Origin of the sequence: Streptomyces sp. NPDC014864, assembly GCF_043081525.1 — a bacterium.
Classification (GTDB): Bacteria; Actinomycetota; Actinomycetes; order Streptomycetales; family Streptomycetaceae; genus Streptomyces.
The window spans coordinates 36,866-58,227 of sequence record NZ_JBIBWT010000028.1; the positions used below are offsets into that span (position 1 = coordinate 36,866).

The following is a 21,362-nucleotide window of genomic DNA, read 5'->3' on the forward strand; positions in this document are numbered from 1 at the left end:
ATACGCGCACAGCGTCGGAACCCGGCCATGAGCTACGACCCGCCCCGCCCGGCCGGTCGGCTGCTGCTCACCCCCGAGGACCGGGACGCCCCCGCCCGCACCGCGCGGCTGCGCGGGCTCGGCCTGGGGGAGCGTTCCGAGCCCGCCCTCGACGCCTTCGCGGACCGTCTCGCCCGCCGCACCGGGGCGCCGTACGCGATGGTCAACTTCCTCGACGGGGAACGGCAGTTCTTCGCCGGACTGCACCGGCCCGAACGGGACGTGCTGACCGTCGACACCGACGGAACCCGGCCGGAGGTGGGCCGCTATCTGGCCCGCGACCACGGCTTCTGCCCCCACGTGGTGGCGCGGCGCAAGGCGCTGGTGCTGGAGGACGTGTGCGACTACCCGCGCTTCGCGGGCAACCCGGTCGTCGACGAGTTCGGCATCCGCTCCTACCTCGGCGCCCCGCTCATCGACAGCACGCGGACGGTGCTGGGCACGGTCTGCGTCGTCGACGTCGAGCCCCGGCCCTGGGGCCGGGAGGGGCTGGACACCATCAAGTCGGCGGCGGCCGAACTCGTCCCGCTGCTGGAGGGGCGCGAGCCAGGGGGTTTCCTGATCTGAACCGGCGCCGCAACCGGGGGCGCGACCCGGGGGGTGTGTAGGAAAGCTGTGACCGCGCTTAAGAAAACCTCGATGGACCAGCACGCCGCCGTAGGGCAGATTGCTACGCGATTCCACCCCTCTCCCCGGGCGCGGGCCGCTTCGTCATGCCCGGACCCGGGGTCGAACCACAGGAGCCGTAGCGTTGAAGGCGCTGGTCAAGGAGAAGGCGGAGCCCGGACTGTGGCTCGCGGACGTCCCCGAGCCCGCCGTGGGACCCGGCGACGTACTGATCAAGGTCCTGCGGACCGGCATCTGCGGCACCGACCTGCACATCCGGGCCTGGGACGGGTGGGCGCAGCAGGCGATCCGCACCCCGCTCACGATCGGGCACGAGTTCGTGGGCGAGGTCGTCGAGACCGGCCGCGACGTCAGCGACATCAAGCCCGGCGACCGGGTCAGCGGCGAGGGCCACCTGGTGTGCGGCAAGTGCCGCAACTGCCAGGCCGGCCGCCGCCACCTGTGCCGGGCCACGGTCGGCCTCGGGGTCGGCCGGGACGGTGCCTTCGCCGAGTACGTCGCACTTCCCGCCGCCAACGTCTGGGTGCACCGGGTCCCCGTCGACCTCGACGTCGCCGCGATCTTCGACCCGTTCGGCAACGCCGTGCACACCGCGCTGTCCTTCCCGCTGGTCGGTGAGGACGTCCTGATCACCGGGGCGGGGCCGATCGGTCTGATGGCGGCGGCCGTCGCCCGGCACGCCGGCGCGCGGAACGTCGTCATCACCGACGTGAGCGAGGAGCGGCTCGAACTGGCCCGGAAGATCGGCGTGAGCCTCGCGCTCGACGTCTCCGAGGCCACCATCGCCGACGGGCAGCGCGCGCTCGGCCTGCGCGAGGGCTTCGACATCGGCCTGGAGATGTCCGGCCGCCCGGAGGCGATGCGGGACATGATCGCCAACATGACGCACGGCGGCCGGATCGCGATGCTGGGCCTGCCGTCCCAGGAGTTCCCGGTCGACTGGGCGCGGATCGTCACCTCCATGATCACCGTCAAGGGCATCTACGGCCGGGAGATGTTCGAGACGTGGTACGCGATGTCGGTGCTGCTGGAAGGCGGCCTGGACCTCGCGCCCGTCATCACCGGCCGGTACGACTACCGCGACTTCGAGGCGGCGTTCGCCGACGCGGCGAGCGGCCGCGGCGGCAAGGTCATCCTCGACTGGACCGCGTAAGTCATCTGCTTCCTAGGAGCTTCACGATGTTCGACTCCGTGCGCGACGACCTGCGCGCCACCCTCGACGAGATCCGTGCCGCCGGCCTGCACAAGCCCGAGCGCGTCATCGCCACCCCGCAGTCCGCGACCGTCGCCGTCAGCGCCGGCGGCCGCCCCGGCGAGGTGCTCAACTTCTGCGCCAACAACTACCTCGGCCTCGCCGACCACCCCGAGGTCGTCGCCGCCGCCCACGCGGCCCTGGACCGCTGGGGCTACGGCATGGCCTCGGTGCGCTTCATCTGCGGCACCCAGGAGGTGCACAAGGAGCTCGAGGCGCGGCTGTCGGCGTTCCTCGGCCAGGAGGACACGATCCTGTACTCCTCCTGCTTCGACGCCAACGGCGGTGTCTTCGAGACGCTGCTCGGCGCGGAGGACGCGGTGATCTCCGACGCCCTCAACCACGCCTCGATCATCGACGGCATCCGCCTGTCCAAGGCCCGCCGCTTCCGCTACGCCAACCGCGACATGGCGGACCTGGAGCGGCAGCTGAAGGAGGCCGCCGAGGGCGGCGCCCGGCGCAGGCTGATCGTCACCGACGGCGTCTTCTCGATGGACGGCTACGTGGCGCCGCTGCGTGAGATCTGCGACCTCGCCGACCGCTACGACGCGATGGTCATGGTCGACGACTCGCACGCCGTCGGCTTCGTCGGACCCGGCGGCCGCGGCACGCCCGAACTGCACGGGGTCATGGACCGCGTCGACATCATCACCGGCACCCTCGGCAAGGCGCTCGGCGGAGCCTCCGGCGGCTACGTCGCCGCCCGTGCCGAGATCGTCGCCCTGCTGCGCCAGCGTTCCCGGCCGTACCTGTTCTCCAACACGCTCGCCCCGGTGATCGCGGCCGCCTCCCTGAAGGTGCTGGACCTGCTGGAGTCCGCGGACGACCTGCGCGTCCGGCTGGCCGAGAACACCGCGCTGTTCCGTCGCCGCATGACCGAGGAGGGCTTCGACATCCTTCCCGGCGACCACGCCATCGCGCCCGTGATGATCGGCGACGCGGGCCGGGCCGGCCGAATGGCCGAGCTGCTGCTGGAGCGCGGCGTGTACGTCATCGGCTTCTCCTACCCGGTGGTGCCGCAGGGCCAGGCCCGTATCCGCGTCCAGCTGTCCGCCGCCCACTCGACGGCCGACGTCGACCGCGCGGTCGACGCGTTCGTCGCGGCCCGGGCCGAACTGGAGGGCTGACGGCGGGGGCGGCCGGCTCCCCGTTCGGACCGGAGGGCCGGCGGCGGGGACGGCCGGCTGCCCGGCCGGCCCGGTTACCGCCGGGGGCCGGGACGCCCCTCGGGCTTGCGATAATCGGGGGCATGATCGAGGCACGGCGGCTGCACATCCTCCGGGCGGTGGCCGACCACCGTACGGTCACCGCGGCTGCCGCCGCGCTGTACCTCACCCCCTCCGCGGTCTCGCAGCAGCTCACGGCCCTGGAGCAGGAGACCGGCCACCGGCTCGTGGAGCGCGGCGCCAAGGGCGTACGGCTGACCCCGGCCGGCGAGATCCTGCTCAGCCACACCAACGCGGTCCTCGCCCAGCTCGAGCGCGCGGAGGCCGAGCTCGCGGCGTACCGCTCGGGCGCGGCCGGCACGGTCACCGTCGCGGCCTTCGCCACCGGCATCGCCCTGGTCGTCGCCCCGGCGGTGGCGCGCCTGGCCGGCACGTCCCCCGGCATACGCATCCGTGTGCAGGACGCCGAGGGCGACGAGAGCCTGCCGATGGTGCTGGACCGGCAGGTCGACGTGGCCGTGGCGGTCGAGTACCGGGGAGCACCGCCCGCCGACGACCCCCGCCTGACCCACGTCCCGCTCTACGCCGAGCCCTTCGACGCGGTCGTCCCGGTCGCCCACCCGCTGGCCGCCGCCGCCGAGGTCCCGCTCGCCGGGCTGGCCAAGGACCCCTGGATCGGGCCCTACCCCGGCAACCCCTGTCATGACGTGGTGATTCTGGCCTGCGAGAACGCCGGTTTCCAGCCCCGCATGGAGCACTCCTCGGACGACTTCCGCGCGGTGGTGGCCCTCGCCTCCGCCGACGCGGGTGTGGCCCTCGTCCCCCGTTCCGCGCTGCGCGGCATGGACCTCACCGGCGTGGTCGTCCGCCCCGTCGACGGCGACGCGCCCACGCGCCGGGTCTTCGCCGCCGTCCGCCGGGGAGCCGAGGAACATCCCCTGATCCGCCCGGTACTGGCGGCCCTGGGCGACGTCGCGCACACCTGACGGCGATGTCAGTGGCAGGGGCTAGCGTGCGTGTCATGCCCGACGCCGAAGACGTACGCCGTATCGCCCTGTCCCTGCCGGACACGACGGAGAAGCTCGCCTGGAACATGCCCACCTTCCGGGTGGCGGGCAAGATGTTCGCCACCCTGCCGGAGGAGGAGACCTCCCTCGCCGTGCGCTGCCCCAAGGAGGAGCGCGACGAACTGGTCCGGGCCGAGCCCGGGAAGTTCTGGGTCGCCGGGCACGAGGCGCACTTCGCCTGGGTCCGGGCCCGTCTCGCCGCGCTGGAGGACGAGGACGAGCTGCGCGACATCCTCGCCGACTCCTGGCGCCAGGCCGCCCCGCCCCGGCTCCTGGAGACGTACCCCGCGCTGGGGCTGCCCACGGAGCGGTGAGAGGCGGCCACCGGACTTCCATCGGGACGGCCACCAGGACGGCCTCCGGCGGTCAGGCTCCCACCCCGGGCCGCCCGGCCCTCTGCCCGACGAAGGCCGAGATGCTCTCCCGCAGGGATCGCGCGTCGAGTCCGTGCGCGGCGACGTGCTCCTCGACGCGCCCGTAGCGCCGCAGCTCGCGGCGGCCCACACCGAGGCCCAGCACCCGGTGCGGGAGGTCGCGCAGGGCGTCGTTCGCCGCCGCCGTCGAGGTCCCCGCCAGACAGGGCTCGACGAGGACCACGTCCGTCCCGGCCGACGCCGTGGCCCGGCGCAGCGCCGCCGCGTCGAAGGGCCGTACGGTCGTCGCGTACAGGACGGTGACGTCCAGGTCCCGCGTCGCGGCGAGCACCTCGTCGAGCATCGGCCCCACGGCGACGACCACCCCGCCACCGCCCTCGCGGACGGTGCGGAAGCGCTCCCCGTCGACCGGGCGGCCCTCGGCGTTCGACTGCGCCGACAGCCGCACGTACACCTTGTCGTCCCCCGCCGAGACCGCGTGCCGCAGCAGCTTCTCCGCCTCGTCGGGGTGCCCCGGCACGTGCACGGTCCAGCCGTCGAGGGTGTCGAGCAGCGCCACGTCGCCGGGTGCCATGTGCGTGAAGCCGCCCGCGGGCCAGTCGAACGAGGCCGCCGCGCTCACCAGCACCGCGCCGGCCCCCTGGTGCCCCAGGTCCAGCTTGACCTGCTCGAAGGGCCGCTCGACGAGGAAGCTGGCGAAGGTGTGCACCACCGGCCGCATCCCGGTCAGGGCCAGCCCCGCGGCGGCGCCGATCAGGAGCTGCTCGCGGATGCCTACGTTGATCACCCGGTCGGGATGCCCGCGCCGGGCGTCGGTGAAGCCGTCCTTGCCGATCTCGGCGAGGACGACCGCGACCCGCGGATCCTCGTCGAGCAGGCGGGAGACGACGGGGGCGAGACGGTCGCGCATGGTGTCCATGGAGGAAAGCCCTTCTTGCGGATCGGCGGAAGCGAGCGGGGAGCCGAGGGGGGATGGCCGGGAGCGGAGTGCGGGCGGGCGAGCGGGGCCGTGGCCGGGGCGTCAGACGGACTTCGGCTCGACCCGGGCCACGACCACGTGCGGGCGGCCCGGATGCGGCGCCGTGAACGCGGCGTGCAGCGCCTCGTGGTCCCGGCCGTCGACGGTCAGCGCCGACCAGCCCGCCGCCTCGAAGCGGGCGGCGATCCCGCCGGGGCGGGCATGGCTGGCGGAGGCGTTGTCCACGACGACGGTGTGCAACCGCTCCAGCCCCGCGGGACCGGCGAAGGCGATGGCCTCGTGGTTGCTGCCCTCGTCCAGCTCGGCGTCCCCGATCAGCACCCACACCCGCGGCGCGCTCAGCCCCTGGGCGCGCAGCCCCAGCGCGGTGCCGACGGCGATCGGCAGCCCGTGCCCCAGCGACCCGCTGCCGATCTCCGCGCCCGGCACCAGCAGGCGGTCCGGATGGTGTCCGAGCGGGGAGTCGTACGCGCCGAAGTCCGGCAGCCAGCTCACGGGCACGAAGCCCTTGGCGGCGAGGACGGCGTAGTACGCCATCGGCCCGTGCCCCTTCGACAGCAGGAAACGGTCCCGTTCCGGGTCGTCCCGGCGGTCGGGGGCGACGTCCAGCACCCGGTCGTAGAGCACCCAGAGCACGTCCAGCGTGGACGTGGCGGCCGGTCCGTGCTTCTCGTCGCCGGTCATCAGCCCCATCAGCCGGGGCAGGTCGGCGTACCCGTGGGCGCGCCCGAGGTCGTCGGTGATCGTCATACCGGCGATCGTGCGACCTCGACCAAGGTTGAGGTCAAGTGCGCGCCCCGCCCGTAAAAGGGGTGCGCGACCACCGACCCGAGTGCGGTATTGTTTTCCTGCACGTTCGGCCGGAGGAAAGTCCAGGTCAGACGGGCAACGGGACGTGGCGCAGCTTGGTAGCGCACTTGACTGGGGGTCAAGGGGTCGCAGGTTCAAATCCTGTCGTCCCGACTTGTGAAGCAGCAGGTCGGAGGCCGCACCGGAACACACCGGTGCGGCCTTCGCCGTCTCCGGGCCCCGCGGGGCCCGAGCCGTCAGGGGCCGCCGACCGTGCCGGGCAAGGACCTGCCCGGCGGGGCCGCGACCGGCGAGGCCGCGCCGGCCGCGCCCGGCAGGGTCCCGGAGAACCCCGCGGGGACGCGCTCCAGGACACCGCCCGCGAAGACGTCGTACAGCGGCAGGGTCTCCAGGTGGACGTAGCCGATGTGGCAGTCGCACGCCGTCAGCGGGCAGGGCCGGGGCGCGAGCGCCGCGCGGTAGGAGCCGTCGTAGAGGTTGCCGAGCTCGGCGCGGACGAAATGGCAGCGGCGGACCGTGCCGTCGCCGTCCACGGAGACCACGGTCTCGCCGGTGCGGCAGGGCAGCCCGGCCGAGCGGTGCGGACGGCGGCTGTACGGGAACAGCGGGTCGAGCGCGGTCCAGGTGTCCGCCTCGTCGTCGGTGTAGGTGTGGCCCTCGGCGGCGTTGACCCACAGATAGACCTCGGCGGGCAGCGCGGCGCGCAGCCGGCGGGCGTGCTCCAGGTGCCCGGGCAGCCCGACGACGCCGACGCTGAAGCGGATGCCCCGCCCGGCGAGATCCCGCGTCTTGGCCAGGAACCGCTCGTACGGCGTCTCGCCCGGGTGGTACGTGCACCACAGCGCGACGGTGCCGGGGTCGGCGTCCGCCAGCCAGTCGGTGCGACAGCTCAGGTTCGTCTGGATGGCCACCCGCTCGACGTGCGGCAGGTGCGACAGCGTGACCAGGGCCCGCCGGTACCAGGAGCGGACGAGTCCCTCGCCCCAGGGGGTGAACAGCACGGAGAGCCGGTCGCCGGTCTGTTTCCCGGCCCAGTCGGTGAAGCGTTCGAGCGCGGTGCGGTCGGCGCGCAACCGGTCGGAGCTGTCGCGCCGCTTCGCGAACGGGCAGTAGGGACAGTCGTAGTCGCAGGAGGCGAGCGGGCCGCGGTACAGCATCGTCAGGTCCATGGCGGGCTACTTCGGCGCGTAGGCGGCCATGGCGGCCCGCACGGCGGGGGAGAACAGCGCGGGACCCAGCGCGTCGGAGTGGGCGAGTCCCTCCGGGGTGAGGCGCAGCAGGTCACCGGCGCCGTCGTCCTCCAGCCAGCCGCGCGCGGCGAAGGCGGCCAGCTCACCGGGGAAGTCGTCCCACGGGCCGTTGCCGAACCGGTCGCGGTAGCCGGCGACCGGCATGCCCCGTGCCTGGAGCACCGACTGCAGGAGGTGGCGGCGGCGCGCCTCGTCCCCGTCGACGTGGCGGCCGTGGACGGCTCGGCCGAAGTCACCGGTGGCCGTGTAGTCGTCGACGATCGCGCGGATCTCGCCCATGCCGACCGCGTAGTCGAAGGAGTAGTGCAGCGCGGAGGTGTAGGAGCGGGCGCCGCAGCCCAGGCCGATCATTCCGTCGGTCTGGCAGGCGTGGTCGTCCGGGCCCTGCGCGGGCGCGCCGGACCGGCGGAACATCCGCATCGACACCTGTTCGTACCCGTGCGCGAGCAGGTGGTCGCGGCCCTGCCGGTACAGGGCCAGCCGCTGCTCGTCCCACGCGCGGTCGGTGTGCGCGGTGCGCCGGGCGAGGCCCGTCAGGGGACGCACGTACAACGGGTAGAGGTAGAGCTCCTCGGGGCGCCAGGCGAGCGCGGCGTCCAGGGAGGTCCGCCAGGTGGCGGGCGTCTGGCCGTCGATGCCGTAGATGAGGTCGATGTTGAGCACGGGGATCGCGGCGTCGCGGATGCGGCCGAGGGCGGCCTCGACGTCGGCCCGGCGCTGCGGCCGTACCGCGGCCCTGGCCTCCTCGTCGACGAAGCTCTGCACGCCGATGCTGAGCCGGGTCGTGCCGCGCTCGGCCAGGACGGCGAGCCGGTCCGCGGTGGCGGTGGCGGGGGACGCCTCCACGGAGAGCGGGATCGTCCGCAGGTCGGCGCCCATGCGCTTCTCGGCGATGTCGCACAGCCGGGACAGCTCGCCTGCGGTGAGGAAGGTGGGGGTGCCCCCGCCGAACGCCGCGTTCGCGAACCGCGCCGGGCGCGTGCCGCCGGCGCCGGGCTCCCGCTCGTCGAGCGCGTCGCGGACGGCGGTCGCCTGGCGGTCCAGGGCGTCGAGATAGCGGCCCGTGAGCCCGTCGGGCGCGCCGATCCGGGTGAACAGGTTGCAGAAGCCGCAGCGGACCTCGCAGAACGGTATGTGCAGGTAGAGCGAGAGCGCGTCCTTGCGTTCGCCCCGCCACAGCTCGCGCAGCGCGGGCCGGCCGGGCAGCGGCCGGTAGGCCGTCTTGTGCGGATAGGCGTACACATAACTCTGGTACGGGCGCGCGCTCACGTCGCTCTGGTTCGGGCGCGCGCCCATCCGGCTCTGACGGGGGCTCACGGCGGTGCCGTCGGTGGGGTTCATGCGGCGGGCTCCAGGAAGAAGTGGGCGTACGGGACGGTCCACACGGCCTCGTGGCCGAGGCGGTGGCCGGTGTAGCCGTCCTCGCCGTAGGCGGTGCCGTGGTCGGAGCAGACGACGGCGAAGCAGCGGCGGCGCGAGCTCATGGCGGTGAAGAGCCTGCCGATGTGCCGGTCGACGTACTCCAGGGCGGCGGCGTGGCTGGCGCGGGTGTCGCCGTCCTCGCGGGTGGCGCCGGGCAGGTGGAACCAGTTGGGCTGGTGCAGCGCGGACACGTTGAGGAAGAGGAACAGCCGCCGGTCCGCCGGAAGCCCGGCGACGACCTGCTCGGCCCGCTCCACCTGCGCCTCGAAGGACGTGGGGGAGGGCACGCCGAACTCGGGTTCCCAGTGGCTCTCCTGGAACATCCCCGGCAGGACGTCGCCCAGCGCCCCCTGCTTGTTGAAGAATCCGACGCCGCCGATGCACACCGTGCGGTACCCGGCCGCCGCGAGGCCGGAGACGAGGTCGGGCGTGTCGAAGACGTAGGTGTGCCCGGCGGTCGTCTCGCTGCCGGCGAAGCGCGCCGCGAACAGCCGCGGATGCGGCCCGGGAGCGGCCGGGGTCGGCAGGAACCCGGCGAACAGGGCCTGGTGGGAGGCGTAGGTGAAGCTGCCGGGCGCGTGGCGCTTCTCCCAGGTACCGCCGGGCAGGTGCCGGGCGAGGTTCGGGATGCGTCCGGCGGCGGCCAGTTCGGCGGCCACGTCGTGGCGCAGGGTGTCCAGGGTGACCAGGAGCAGGTCGTCGCGCCCGACGACCTCGTTCATGTCGGGAAGCGGTCCGGCCTCGGGGGGTCGCATGGGGGTCCTCGTTCGGTTCTCGCGCTGTCTCTTGCGCAGTTCTCGCACTGTTCCGGCTCAGTGGTGCTCTCGGCGGTGCCACCGGGGGCCCTGGAGGGCGGCGACCTGGGCCGCGTAGGTGTCCAGGCCCTCGGCCCCGCTGCCGGGCAGGCCGGTGAGGCCGGGCAGCAGGTCGCCGAAGGCGTTGACCTCCGCGACGGCGAACCGGCCCCAGCCGACGGCCGGGAGCAGGTCGACGCCGACGCACAGCGTGCCGGGAAAGCAGGCCGCCGCGCGTTCGCAGGTCCGCAGGGCCTCGGCCCAGTTGGGGCCCGCCGCCCCGACGGCGGCGGCGAGATCGCCGCGCCGGCCGCCGAGGTGAAGATTGGTCATGGGGGAGTGGCTGGTGCGCACCACGGCGTGCGTGGCCCGGCCGGCCACCACGACGACCCGCAGGTCGGCCGCACGGCCGTCGCCCAGGGAGGCCTTGGGCCACCACCGCTCGACGTGCAGTCCGTCCGGGGCCAGCGCGTCGACGAGGGCGGCGATCTCGCGCTCGCCCGTGACGCGGCGCACCCGCAGGGAGTTGTGCAGCCGCCCGTCCGCGGCCGCCTCCACGGAGGTGGTCGCCCGGATCCGGCCGCGGCCCGCCGACTCCACGGCGAGCACACCGGAAGCCGACGACCCGTGGGCGGGCTTGACGAACACCCGCGGCATCCCGTGCGCCCGCATCAGGGCCCGTACGTCGTCCCAGCCGCGCACCGGGGTGCCGCCGCCGGACGTCGGCGACCGCGGCACCGGCACCCCGGCCTCGTCGAGGGCGCGGTGGCAGAGCCGCTTGTCGAAGAGGACGGCCAGTTCGCCGGGATCGTCGAGCCGCACCCCGCCGGTCAGCGTGCGGACGGCCGCGGTGAACCGCGCGTACCAGCGGGCGCCGCCCTCCACCCGGGTCGGGTCGGCCAGGCCCCGCAGGGCTCGGTCCACCTCGCCGTCCTCCCCGGGCGACTCCAGCCGTACGACCTCGTCGCCCGCGAAGGACGCGCCGCCGTCCCGCAGCACGGCCGCCCAGGACACGACACGCGGCGCGGGCAGCCCCGCCTCGCGCACCGCCCGGGCGAACAGGGCGACGCGGCGGTTCTCCGGGTTCCCGACGACGACGAGCCGCGGGGCCGCTTCCTCCCTCATCACCGGACGTCCGCTACTCGCCGACGGCCACGTAGCGCCAGACGCGGCCGTCGTCCTCGTCCTCCTCGGCGTACCCCCGCTCCAGGTCGAGCGTCACGCCGGCGCCCCCGAGGGTCTCCCGGAAGCGCTCCCGCACCGCATCGCTCAGGTAGTTGTGGTGGAGGTCGAGCCTCTTGAGGTGGGTGAGCGGCCGGCCGCCGAGCAGCGCGGTCGCGCCCTCGTCGGTGAGGACGCCCATGGACAGGTCGAGGGTCTCCAGCCGGGCGACGACGGGCGCCGAGGCCACGGCGGCCGCGATCTCGTCCTGTATGTCGCTGTTGCGCAGGCCGAGGTGACGCAGGCTCGGCAGACGGGTCCCCTCCAGGAACGGTGCCACGTCGGACAGCTCGCAGTCGCCGCCGTACTCGGACGTGCCCAGCCACAGGTCGAGGTGCTCCAGCGCGGGGAAGTCACCGGCCGCCATGCCGCGCACGGCGGCGGCGGGCAGGCCGCCGGTCTGCACGGTGAGCGAACGCAGCCGCCGGTGGGTGAGCGCGGGGAAGACCAGATTGCTGCCGCCGCGGACGCCGAACTCCTCCAGTTCGGGGAAGCCGTTCAGCAGCGGGGCGACGTCGCCCTGGATTATCCAGGAGATCTCGCACTCCTCCGCCTCCATGTCGCCGAGGAACAGGGCGCGCAGGGCGGGCAGTTCAGGCCTGGCGTCGAGCAGTGCGGTGATCACCGGCTCGGGGCCGTCCTCGTACGCATCCTCCCACGCGCCGACGACGATCGCGCGGACGCGGGTGGTGTCGACGGCCGCCGTGAACCGGGCGAACGCCGCCGGCCAGCCCTCCTCGGCGTCATAGGTGTCCGAGGAGATCCGCCACGCGACGGCGTCGGCCGCGGGCAGAGCCCTCGTGCCCTCGTCCTTGGGGCCGGGGAAGTCGAAGACGGGCAGTCCGCCGCACTCCCGCAGGTGGTTCGCTGTGCTCATGTCTCCGACGCTCCTCGCCGATCGCGGTCTCCACTGCCGCAAGTTGTAGCAAGGACCACTGACAAAGCCCTCGGCGGAGCGGGCGGCCGACGGCCGGGTACGAGCGGCTCGCGTCGCCGCGTTCCGCGCCGGACGACGGCGAAGGGACTCTCCCGTGCTCCGGCGCCCGCGGGCGGGGCGCCGGGCGCCGTTCAGGACACGTGTCCGACGTGGGCGAGCGCCTGCTTCAGGAGGACGCCGTGCCCGCCCGGCATCTCGCTCTGCACCGCCGCCGACACGGCCTCCTGCGGGCTGAACCACACCAGGTCCAGGGCGTCCTGCCGGGGACGGCAGTCACCGGTCACCGGGACGACGTAGGCCAGCGACACGGCGTGCTGCCGGGGGTCGTGGTACGGCGTGACGCCCGCCGTCGGGAAGTACTCCGCGACGGTGAAGGGCTGCAGGGAGGCGGGCACCCGGGGCAGCGCCACCGGACCGAGGTCCTTCTCCAGATGGCGCAGCAGGGCGTCCCGCACCCGCTCGTGGTGCAGTACCCGGCCGGAGACCAGGGTCCGGCTGACCGTGCCGTCCGGCCCGATGCGCAGGAGCAGGCCGATGCTGGTCACTTCGCCGCTGTCGTCGACGCGCACGGGCACCGCCTCGACGTACAGGATCGGCATGCGGGCGCGGGCCGACTCCAGTTCGTCGGTGGTCAGCCAACCCGGCGTGGTTTCGGTCATGTCAGACATTGCTTGATCATACTTTCAGGTGTTCCTGGTTGGGGCGTGCCGCACCGGGCGACCGTGACCGGCCCCTGCCGGTCAGGCCTCCCGGTCGTCGTCGGTCAGTCCGTAGACCCGCTGGGCATTGTGCCGTCCCGCCCACCGGGCGATCCGCAGCGCGTCCGCGAGACTCAACTCGTCGGTGTCCACCCGGTCTTGCAGCAGACCGGCCAGTCCGGACCGGAAGGCCACCGCGCCGAGGTGGTGGAACTCGGCCACACCGTAGGCGTCGGAGCTGTACAGCAGTTTGCGGAACGGTGTGATCTCCAGGGCCTCCGCCAGGATCTCCCGCGCCCGGCCGGGGCCCACGTGGTGCAGCGTCAGGCCGACGTCCAGGTACACCCGCGCGAAGACCGCCGCGAGATAGGCGGCCTGGCGCTGGTAGGGCCAGCAGTGCAGCAGCAGCACCGGGATCGTGCCGGCCGTCCGATGCAGCCAGTCGGTGAGCAGGGCGGGGTCCGCGCGGTGCAGCCGCAGGTCGTTGTCGCCGAATCCGGCGTGCAGTTGGAGCGGCAGGCCGAGGTCGACGGCCGTCCACAGCAGGTGCCGCACGAGGACCGGGTCGTCCAGGCGCCGGCCGCCGCCCGCCGTCCAGCGCGCCGCCGCCCGCGCGACCTCGGCCTCCGAGGGGCGGGCCGGGTCCAGGCCGAAGCCGGTGCGGTAGGCGGCCACCGACTTCACCGCCAGCACGCCCGGCCGCCGTACGGCCTCCTGCGCGGCCGCGCGGAACACCGCGCCGTACTCGCCGGGTTCGACCCCGCGCGCCGCCACGGCCTCCGCCACGCTCTCCAGCCGTACGACCTCGTAGGCCCTCGCGTTCCCGCCCGCGGCCGCGGCCAGCTCCGCCGGAGTGCCCGCGTGCTCGGGCACGAATCCGGTGTCGACGCAGAACACGTCCGCCCACGCGGCGCTGAGCAGGCGCCGGTTCACCTCGGAAGCCCCCAACTCCGCGCGCCGGGCCAGGTAGACGTCGGCGGGGGCGTGCCGGGGCAGGCCGAGCACCGGGGCGCAGTGGCGGCGCACGGCCACGCCGACCGGGCTGTCGAAGGTGGAGATGCCGCTGCCCGGCCACGCGCCGCCCTCGCTGATCAGCGCCTCGAAGCCCGGCCGGTCCAGGTCAGTGGAGACCACCGGGTGGCAGTGATGGTCCACGAGCGGCAGCGCGGCGAGCGTCTCGTGCACCGGTCCGGCGCTTCCCGCGGTCGCCGTCATCGGCACGTCCGGCACCGGGCCACGGGTCCCGCCCCGGACCGGGTCCCGCCCATCAGTAGGCCCAGCGGTACGCCGCCGCGACCTGCTCGTCGTCCAGCCCCTCCACGGCCGCGATCTCCCCCTCGCGCACCGCGATCACCGCGTCGGCGAGGACGGGCCCGAGGGCGGAGCGCAGCAGCGTGTCCGCGCGGAAGGCGGTGACCGCCTCCGCCAGCGAGGAGGGCAGGCGCCGTACCCCGCGGGCCGCGGCCTCGGCCGCGTCGAGCCGGGCCGGGTCCCCGGTGATCTCCTCGGGCAGGGACGCGGACGAGGTCAGCCCGTCCAGGCCGGCCGCGATCAGGCAGCCGAGGGCGAGGTACGGGTTGGCGGCGAGGTCGACCGGCTTGACCTCCAGGTTCGCGGCCCGGTCGCGCACGCCCTGGGTGCCGGTGACCACGCGGACGGCGGCCTCCCGGGTCTCCCGGCCCCACGCGGTGAACGTCCCCGCCCACTGGGAGGGGCGGAGCCGCAGATAGCTGGCCGGGCTCGGCGCGGTCACCGCGGTCAGCGCCGGGAGCCGGGCGAGCAGGCCGGCCACGAAGGACTCGGCCGCGGCGGTCATGCCGTACCGGCCCTGACCACCGGAGTGCAGGTTGACGCCGTCGCGCCAGGCGGAGAGGTGGACGTGGCCGCCGTTGCCGACGTCCCCCGCGGTGACGGCGGGGGAGAAGGAGACCTTCAGCCCGTGGCGCCGGGCCACGGCGCGGACGGTCTGCCGCACCAGTACGCTCCGGTCGGCCGCCGCCACGGGGTCGAGCGCGCCGACCGAGACCTCGAACTGCCCGGCGGCGTACTCGGGATGGAGCTGTTCCACGTCCACGCCCTGCGCGGCCAGCGCCGCCAGCAGATCGGCGGCGCAGTCGCTCAGCTCCACCTGCCGGGCGGCGCCGTACGCCGGTCCGGTCACCGCCGGTACGAACTCCCCGTCGGGCGCGCCGCCCTGGCCGACGGCCCACTCGATCTCGATACCGGCCCGGAAGGTGATGCCGTGCCGCTGCTCGGCCTCCGCGACGATCCGGCGCAGCGCGGTGCGGCCGCACCCGGGATGGCGCGTGCCCTCCTGGGTGATCCGGTCCACCGGGGCCCAGGCCCAGCCGGGCTGCCCGGACAGGACGACCAGGTGGTCGAGGTCCGGGTAGAGCCGCAGATCCCCGTCCGGGGAGCCGAGGACGTCGGTGGCGACGATGGAGTCGTCGGCCAGGAAGGTGTCGAACACCGGCGACATGCCGACGCCCCAGGCCGCGGCCGAGGGCAGTTTCGCGGTCGGCACGGTCTTGACGCGGGCCACGCCGGCGGTGTCGACGTAGGCCAGGACGACGCCGTGCACACCCCGGCCGGCCAGCTCGCCGCCGAGCGCGGTGGCCCGCTCGAGGTCACCGGGACGCCCACCGGGGACGGGATCGGCAAGGGTGGTCATACGTCCTCCTCGGCGCGCGGTGACGGTCCGGCGGCGCCGGGCCGCCCGCGTCAGGGTTTCACGGCCACCGCGCCGAACTGCGGTACCACGGCCGGGGCGCCGGAGCCGGAGTCGGCGCGCCACTGCGAGCACGGGACCAGGCCCGGTTCGACCAGGTCCAGTCCCTCGAGGAAGGCGGCGATCTCGGCACGGCCACGGGCCGTGATCGGCGGCGTGGCGTTCGCGTTCCAGAACTCCATGGCCGGGATGTTGCCCTCGCCGCCGAGGTCGGCGTCGTAGGTGGGGTGGGTCAGCACCAGGAAGCTGCCCGAGGGCACCGCGGCCATGACGCGGCGGACCGTCTCGTGCGCCTCGTCGGTGTCCAGGACGAAGTTGAGGATGCCCAGCATCATCACCGCGACGGGCCGGCCGAAGTCGAGGGTCGCGGCGGCGCGCTCGACGATGGTGTCCGGGTCGTGCACGTCGGCGTCGATGTAGTCGGTGACGCCCTCGGACGTGCTGGTGAGCAGCGTGCGGGCGTGCACCAGGACGATCGGGTCGTTGTCGACGTAGACGATGCGGGAGTCGGGCGCGATCCGCTGGGCTATCTCGTGGGTGTTGTCCACCGTCGGCAGACCGGTGCCGATGTCCAGGAACTGCCGCACTCCGCGCTCGGCGGTCAGATGGCGGACCGCCCGGCCGAGGAAGTCGCGGTCCGCGCGCGCCACGTCGCGGATCACCGGGAACATCCCGGCGACGTGCTCGCCGACCCGCTGGTCGACCTCGTAGTGGTCCTTGCCGCCGAGCCAGTAGTTCCACACGCGCGCGTTGTGCGCCACCCCGGTGTTCAGCCTCGGCGATCCGCCCGAGGTGCTGTGGGTCTCGCTCACGTCTGCGCTCCGGTTTCCTCGTGGTCCGTCCCGCCCCAGGCGGCCGTCGCCGCCATTGTGCCGCCCGGTGATCACGCTGTCCCGGGAATCGGGAGGACCGGGAGAAGCGGATCCTCGGTCCCTTTTTGGTCAGGACTCTTGCCCAAACCAGGTGGGTCATGCTTCGCTCGGGGTCTAGTAAGGAGCCCTGACCAAAGGAGGTCGACGATGACCGCCGGCACCGACCGGCAGCGGGCCGCGCTGCCCCTGCCCCACTGGGAGACCGTCCCGGAGGACCTGCCTGCCGCGATCCGGGAGGTCAAGGCCGCCCTGCGCGCCCGCATCGAGGCGTCCGGGCGGACCGTGGAGGAGGTCTTCGCCGTCGTCGAGCGCCGCGTCGCCGCCCGCGTCGCCGAGATCCGGGCGGAGAAGGAGCGAGGCGAGAGCGTCTGGCCGGCCGTCGACTACGCCGACATCGAGAACGGCACCGTCCCCGCGGACCGGCTGGCCGCGGTGCGGCGGCGTGGCTGCCTGGTGGTGCGCGGCCACTTCCCCCGGGAGCAGGCCCTGGCCTGGGACGCCGGCATCGTCGACTACGTGGAGCGGAACAGGTTCTTCGAGACCTACACCGGCCCCGGCGACGACTTCTTCGGCAGCGTCGGCTCCAGGCCGGAGATCTACCCCGTCTACTGGTCCGAGGCCCAGATGGAGGCCCGGCAGAGCGACCGCATGGCCCGGGTGCAGTCCTTCCTGAACTCCTTCTGGAAACACACCTCGGACGGCGTGCGGTGGTTCGACCCCGACCGGGACGCGCTGTACCCGGACCGGATCCGCCGCCGCCCGCCGGGCACCGACTCCGGCGGCCTCGGCACGCACTGCGACCCCGGGACGCTGGACCTGTGGATGACCCGCGCCTACCAGCAGGCGTTCCGGCACCTGTTCGACGGCAGTGCCGAGCGGTACGACCCCTGGGACGCCGCCCACCGCACGGCCGGCCCCCAGTACCCGGGCAGCACCATGTGCTCGGCCTTCCGCACCTTCCAGGGCTGGACCGCCCTGTCCGACATGGACCACGACCAGGGTGTGCTGCACACCGTGCCCGTCCCCGAGGCCATGGCCTACCTGCTGCTGCGCCCGCTCCTGTCCGACGTGCCCGAGGACGACATGTGCTCGGTCACCGTCAACCGGGTCTTCCCGGCGAGCGAGAAGTGGCACCCCCTGCTGATGGAGGCCCTGACCGGCATCCCCGACGTGCGGGCGGGCGACTCCGTCTGGTGGCACTGCGACATGATCCACAGCGTCGCGCCCGTAACGGACCAGAAGGGCTGGGGCAACGTCATGTACATCCCCGCCGCGCCCTGGTGCCCGCGCAACGAGGCGTACGCGGCGCACGTCCGCGAGGCGTTCCTGACCGGGTCCAGCCCGAGCGACTTCCCCGAGGAGCACTACGAGCGCGCCTGGACCGGCCGCTTCACCGCGGACCGCCTGAACGCGACCGGCCGCCGCGGCCTCGGCCTCGCGGAGGCCTAGTCAGGAAGGAGCCCTTACCCTCTCGAGGCCGGTAGGCTGGCGGCGGTCGCCGAGCGGCGATCAGCGGCCCGAGGACGAGAGGTGCGATGGAGATCCGCCGGGAGCTCGCGGGAGCGGCCCTGCCGAGCATGGCTCTGGTACGGGAGCTCACCGACCAGATCGTGCTGGACACCGTGTTCGAGCAGGCGCCGGTCACCCGTGCGGAGATCGCGCACCGCACCGGCATCTCCAAGACCACCGTCTCCGAGTCGGTACGGCGGCTGGAGGAGCTGCGGCTGCTCCGGCCGGCCGGCGAGCAGCGCGGCCGGCAGGGCCGGGTGGGCACCTACTACCGGGTGGCCGCCGATGCCGGGTTCGTCGTCGCCGTCGACCTGCACCCGAGCGAGATCCGGCTGTGCGCCGCCGACCTGTTCGGCCGCCCGTTCCTCCAGAGCACGCACCAGCCGCTGCGGCCGCGCAACCCCGAGCACACCGCCCGGCAACTGCGCACGCTCGTGGCCGGCGCGATCGAGCAGGGCGGCGTCGACCACGGCCGGCCGCTGGCCGTCGGGATCTCGGTGGCCAACCCGGTCGACCCGCGGACGTCCGCCGTGATCCCGCTCCGGAACACCCCGTACCCGGGCGGTGTCTTCCAGCCGCAGGACGCCCTCGCCGGCCTGACCGACGCCCCGCTGCTGGTGGAGAACGACGTCAACCTCGCCGCGGTGGCCGAACGCTGGCACGGCGCGGGCCGCGACGCCGAAAGCTTCGCCTACGTCTACATCGGCGCCGGCCTCGGCATGGGCCTGGTCGTCGGGGACCGGCTCGTCCAGGGGGCGCGCGGCGTGGCCGGCGAGATCGGCTACCTCAGCGTCAGCTCCCAGCCCCCCGGCACCCCGCACGGCCTCGCCCGCGCCGTGGCCGAGGCGGGCTTCCGGACGGGGCAGCTGTCGGAGGCCGACGGGGCTGACCCCGTGGCCGCCGCCCGCGAGGTCCTGCGGCGCGCCGAGGACGGCGACGCCGAGGCGGGGGCCGTCGTGGCGGAGGAGGGACGCACCATCGGCGAGGCGATTGCGACCGTCTGCGCGGTCGTCGATCCCGAACTCGTCCTCCTCGGCGGACCCGTCGGCAGCCACCCCGCGCTGCTGCAGCCGGTCCGCGAGTCGGTGCGTGCGCTCGCCCCGCTGCCCCCGCCGGTCGAACCCGGCGCCCTCGGCGACACCGCACCGCTGCGCGGCGCCCTGGCCGTCGCCCTCCGCCGCGCCCGCGCCGACCTGCGCATCCGCGCCGGAACCGGCTGAGGCCCCCGCCCACCCGCCCCGAGCACCGCCCGCGCGCGGGCGCCCGCGGCGGGGCGCGGGACGGCCCCGGCCACAGCAGCGACCCCCACCCTCCCCGCGTACGGCAACGGCGCCGGCGCACCATCCCGGCGCGTCCCCCGCGCCCGCCCCGGAGAACCGGACCATGCCCAGCACCCCCTCGCCCCTGCTCACCACCCCCGGACCCGCCGCCGGGCCCGCCGACATCCGGCTGATCGTCACCGACATGGACGGCACGCTGCTCGACGACGCCAAGCGGATACCCGCGGGCCTGTGGCCCACCCTGGCCGAACTGCGCCGCCGCGGCGTGCTCTTCAGCCCGGCGAGCGGACGGCAGTACGCCACCCTGGCCGAACAGTTCGGGGACGAGGGCCGGGGCATGGTGTTCATCGCGGAGAACGGCACCTACGTCGTCCGCGACGGCGTGGAACTCAGCTCGGACCCCCTGGAGCCGGCCGTCGCGGGCCGCGTCGTCCACGCCGTACGGCGGCTCGCGGCCGGGGGCGTCGACGTGGGCGCCGTCGTCTGCGGCAAGCGGTCGGCCTACGTGGAGCGGACCGACGAGGCGTTCCTGGCGGAGGTGCGCAAGTACTACGTCCGCCATCGGATCGTCGAGGACGCGGCCGCCGTCGAGGACGACGTCATCAAGGTGGCCCTCTTCGACTTCGGCCCGGCCGAGCGGACCACCGCACCGGCCCTGGAGGAGTTCGCCGCCACCCACCAGGTCGTGGTCTCCGGCGAGCACTGGGTCGACGTCATGAACCGCACCGCCAACAAGGGCACCGCCCTGCGCGGGCTCCAGCGGGAACTCGGCATCACGCCCGCGCAGACGATGGTGTTCGGCGACTACCTCAACGACCTGGAGATGCTGGACGCCGCCGACTGGTCCTTCGCCATGGCCAACGCGCACCCGCGGGTCGTCCGCAGGGCCCGCCACCTGGCCCCCTCCAACAACGACGACGGGGTCCTGCGCACCATCGCCCGCATCCTGCACCTGCCGACGGCGGACCACTGACGGGGACGGGCAGGCGCACGCGGCGCGGTCACGCGCGGGGGCGGCACGGCCCGGTCGGCCGAAGCGGCCGGACGAGACGCCCGGGAGGCACGATCACGCGGCGTGGCCGAGGCACTCCTCCGCCACCTTCCGGTCGAGCGCCGCGCGCACCAGCGCGGCCGCCAGCACGGCCGGGTCGGTGCTCCCGGCCGCCTCGGCGAGCCGGCCGGGATCCGTCGGCAGGCCGAGCCGCTCCGCCCCGGACAGCGCCTTGGCGTCCAGGTACGGCGCCGTCTCGGGCCAGACGCGCTGCACCTCGCGCAGGAAGATGTCCGCGCCGACCGGGCCCAGGCCCGGCACCTCCCGCAGCAGGCCGCGCAGCTTCGTGAGGTCGCCGTCGGCCTCTTCGCGCAGGCGGCGCAGATCGCCGCCCCACCGTTCGGCGATCAGCTCGGCGCCCTCGCCCAGCAGGGTGGCCGTACGCTCGTCGTAGCGCCGGTAGCCGCCGCGGCCCAGCGCGTCCACCCGGTCCTGCCAGTCGGACCCGGCCATGGAGCGCGGGTCGCGCAGACCGGCGTCGTACAGGGCCCGGGCGGTGGCGATGGCGACCGAGCCGCGGATGCGGGCGCTGAGCAGGACGGCGAGCACCAGCAGCCGGTACAGCGGTTGCGGGGCGTCCTCGGGCGGGATGCCGGCGTCCTCGGCGAACGTCGTGCCGTGTGCCCGCAGCAGCTCCCGCACGACCCGGGCGTCGTGCTCCGTCATCGGGTCACCCCTCTTCGCCCGCTCGTTCGCACGTCCGTCTGTCCGTCCGCCCGCTTCCCGCACGAGGGAGAGCGGGCGCGGGTCAGACCTCCTGGGTCACGTGCTCGGCGGCGAACATCCACCGCTGCTTCTCCAGCTCCGCGGTGATGCCGATGAGCAGGTCCTGGGTGACCGGATCGGCCTTCTCGGTCGCCTCGACGCGTTCGCGCAGCCGGCGGACCGCCGCCTCCAGCGACTCGACCATCACCTCCACGACCTCCGTGTCGCGCACCCAGCCGTCCTTGGGGCTGGGCAGCGTGAAGGCCGAGGCGATCGTCTCCGGCCGGCCGTCGGGCGGCAGTCCGAGCGCCGAGGCGCGCTCCGCGACCGTGTCGGCGAAGTCGCGGGCCGCCGCCACCACTTCGTCCAGTTGCAGATGGATGGAGCGGAACCGCGGTCCCACGATGTTCCAGTGCGCCTGCTTCCCGATGAGGGACAGGCCGAGAAGATCCACGAGGGTGCTCTGCAGCGCGTCCCCGGTGACCTGAAGGGCCGCTTCGGGGATCGTGCTCTTCACGACGGTCATGGCGTGGTGCTCCTTGTGGAGTCGTGTCGGGCGGTACGGAGCGGTGCGCCGCGCT

At 74.2% G+C, this 21,362-nt stretch carries 21 protein-coding genes and 1 tRNA gene; 9 read left to right on the top strand and 13 right to left on the bottom strand.

What is annotated here, in order from left to right; genetic code table 11:
- Nucleotides 1-27 precede the first annotated feature (27 nt).
- The 5 genes from ACF1A5_RS32125 (at nt 28) to ACF1A5_RS32145 (ending at nt 4,465) form a co-directional block, all read left to right on the top strand.
- Nucleotides 28-606, top strand: a complete 579-nt coding sequence (locus ACF1A5_RS32125) for a GAF domain-containing protein (protein ID WP_392196388.1) — start codon at nt 28-30, stop codon at nt 604-606.
- A gap of 184 nt (nt 607-790) precedes the next feature.
- Nucleotides 791-1,819, top strand: coding sequence for an L-threonine 3-dehydrogenase (tdh, locus tag ACF1A5_RS32130; protein ID WP_392196389.1), 1,029 nt, complete (start codon nt 791-793; stop codon nt 1,817-1,819).
- A gap of 26 nt (nt 1,820-1,845) precedes the next feature.
- The gene (locus tag ACF1A5_RS32135; protein WP_392196390.1) at nt 1,846-3,045 is read left to right on the top strand and encodes a glycine C-acetyltransferase; all 1,200 of its coding nucleotides are present in this window, start codon (nt 1,846-1,848) and stop codon (nt 3,043-3,045) included.
- 122 nt (nt 3,046-3,167) lie between these two features.
- Nucleotides 3,168-4,070 carry a LysR family transcriptional regulator gene (locus ACF1A5_RS32140; RefSeq protein ID WP_392196391.1) on the top strand — a complete coding sequence of 301 codons (903 nt, stop codon included), beginning with the start codon at nt 3,168-3,170 and terminating at the stop codon, nt 4,068-4,070.
- A 35-nt stretch (nt 4,071-4,105) separates the two neighbouring features.
- A complete protein-coding gene (locus ACF1A5_RS32145; protein WP_392196392.1) occupies nt 4,106-4,465 on the top strand; it encodes an MmcQ/YjbR family DNA-binding protein in 360 nt (119 codons plus the stop codon).
- A 52-nt stretch (nt 4,466-4,517) separates the two neighbouring features.
- Here the strand turns inward: ACF1A5_RS32145 and ACF1A5_RS32150 are convergent, their stop codons facing one another.
- The gene (locus ACF1A5_RS32150; protein ID WP_392196393.1) at nt 4,518-5,444 is read right to left on the bottom strand and encodes a transketolase family protein; all 927 of its coding nucleotides are present in this window, start codon (nt 5,442-5,444) and stop codon (nt 4,518-4,520) included.
- A 102-nt stretch (nt 5,445-5,546) separates the two neighbouring features.
- Nucleotides 5,547-6,254, bottom strand: coding sequence for a transketolase (locus tag ACF1A5_RS32155; RefSeq protein ID WP_392196394.1), 708 nt, complete (start codon nt 6,252-6,254; stop codon nt 5,547-5,549).
- Nucleotides 6,255-6,393: 139 nt separating this feature from the next.
- On the opposite strand from ACF1A5_RS32155, the gene ACF1A5_RS32160 reads away from it, so the two are divergent.
- Nucleotides 6,394-6,467 (top strand) — tRNA-Pro (locus ACF1A5_RS32160).
- 83 nt (nt 6,468-6,550) lie between these two features.
- Here ACF1A5_RS32160 and ACF1A5_RS32165 read toward each other — a convergent pair.
- From ACF1A5_RS32165 to ACF1A5_RS32205, 9 genes are all read right to left on the bottom strand, one after another.
- A complete protein-coding gene (locus ACF1A5_RS32165; protein WP_392196395.1) occupies nt 6,551-7,483 on the bottom strand; it encodes an STM4011 family radical SAM protein in 933 nt (310 codons plus the stop codon).
- Between the two features lie 6 nt (nt 7,484-7,489).
- On the bottom strand, nt 7,490-8,860 hold the full coding sequence (locus ACF1A5_RS32170; RefSeq protein ID WP_392196416.1) for an STM4012 family radical SAM protein: 1,371 nt from the start codon (nt 8,858-8,860) through the stop codon (nt 7,490-7,492).
- Between the two features lie 41 nt (nt 8,861-8,901).
- Complete coding sequence (locus tag ACF1A5_RS32175) at nt 8,902-9,708, bottom strand: STM4013/SEN3800 family hydrolase (protein ID WP_392196417.1); 807 nt, start codon at nt 9,706-9,708, stop codon at nt 8,902-8,904.
- A gap of 90 nt (nt 9,709-9,798) precedes the next feature.
- Complete coding sequence (locus ACF1A5_RS32180) at nt 9,799-10,905, bottom strand: STM4014 family protein (RefSeq protein WP_392196396.1); 1,107 nt, start codon at nt 10,903-10,905, stop codon at nt 9,799-9,801.
- 13 nt (nt 10,906-10,918) lie between these two features.
- Nucleotides 10,919-11,878, bottom strand: a complete 960-nt coding sequence (locus ACF1A5_RS32185) for an STM4015 family protein (protein WP_392196397.1) — start codon at nt 11,876-11,878, stop codon at nt 10,919-10,921.
- Nucleotides 11,879-12,069: 191 nt separating this feature from the next.
- Nucleotides 12,070-12,597 carry an NUDIX hydrolase family protein gene (locus tag ACF1A5_RS32190; protein WP_392196418.1) on the bottom strand — a complete coding sequence of 176 codons (528 nt, stop codon included), beginning with the start codon at nt 12,595-12,597 and terminating at the stop codon, nt 12,070-12,072.
- A gap of 81 nt (nt 12,598-12,678) precedes the next feature.
- Nucleotides 12,679-13,851, bottom strand: coding sequence for an amidohydrolase family protein (locus ACF1A5_RS32195; protein WP_392196398.1), 1,173 nt, complete (start codon nt 13,849-13,851; stop codon nt 12,679-12,681).
- A 52-nt stretch (nt 13,852-13,903) separates the two neighbouring features.
- Nucleotides 13,904-15,307, bottom strand: a complete 1,404-nt coding sequence (locus tag ACF1A5_RS32200; RefSeq protein WP_392196399.1) for a glutamine synthetase family protein — start codon at nt 15,305-15,307, stop codon at nt 13,904-13,906.
- Between the two features lie 50 nt (nt 15,308-15,357).
- Nucleotides 15,358-16,176, bottom strand: a complete 819-nt coding sequence (locus tag ACF1A5_RS32205) for an SAM-dependent methyltransferase (RefSeq protein ID WP_392196400.1) — start codon at nt 16,174-16,176, stop codon at nt 15,358-15,360.
- Nucleotides 16,177-16,383: 207 nt separating this feature from the next.
- Between ACF1A5_RS32205 and ACF1A5_RS32210 the strand changes: the two genes are divergently transcribed.
- The 3 genes from ACF1A5_RS32210 (at nt 16,384) to ACF1A5_RS32220 (ending at nt 19,998) form a co-directional block, all read left to right on the top strand.
- Nucleotides 16,384-17,685 (top strand): DUF1479 domain-containing protein, encoded by a 1,302-nt coding sequence (locus ACF1A5_RS32210; protein ID WP_392196401.1) that lies wholly within the window; start codon nt 16,384-16,386, stop codon nt 17,683-17,685.
- Nucleotides 17,686-17,771: 86 nt separating this feature from the next.
- Entirely contained in the window at nt 17,772-18,965 is a 1,194-nt protein-coding gene (locus ACF1A5_RS32215; protein WP_392196402.1) for an ROK family protein, read from the top strand.
- 163 nt (nt 18,966-19,128) lie between these two features.
- Complete coding sequence (locus ACF1A5_RS32220; RefSeq protein ID WP_392196403.1) at nt 19,129-19,998, top strand: Cof-type HAD-IIB family hydrolase; 870 nt, start codon at nt 19,129-19,131, stop codon at nt 19,996-19,998.
- Nucleotides 19,999-20,091: 93 nt separating this feature from the next.
- Here the strand turns inward: ACF1A5_RS32220 and ACF1A5_RS32225 are convergent, their stop codons facing one another.
- Nucleotides 20,092-20,742 (bottom strand): endonuclease, encoded by a 651-nt coding sequence (locus ACF1A5_RS32225; RefSeq protein ID WP_392196404.1) that lies wholly within the window; start codon nt 20,740-20,742, stop codon nt 20,092-20,094.
- 82 nt (nt 20,743-20,824) lie between these two features.
- Nucleotides 20,825-21,307: a Dps family protein gene (locus ACF1A5_RS32230; RefSeq protein WP_392196405.1), complete on the bottom strand. Its 483-nt coding sequence runs from the start codon at nt 21,305-21,307 to the stop codon at nt 20,825-20,827.
- Nucleotides 21,308-21,362 lie beyond the last annotated feature (55 nt).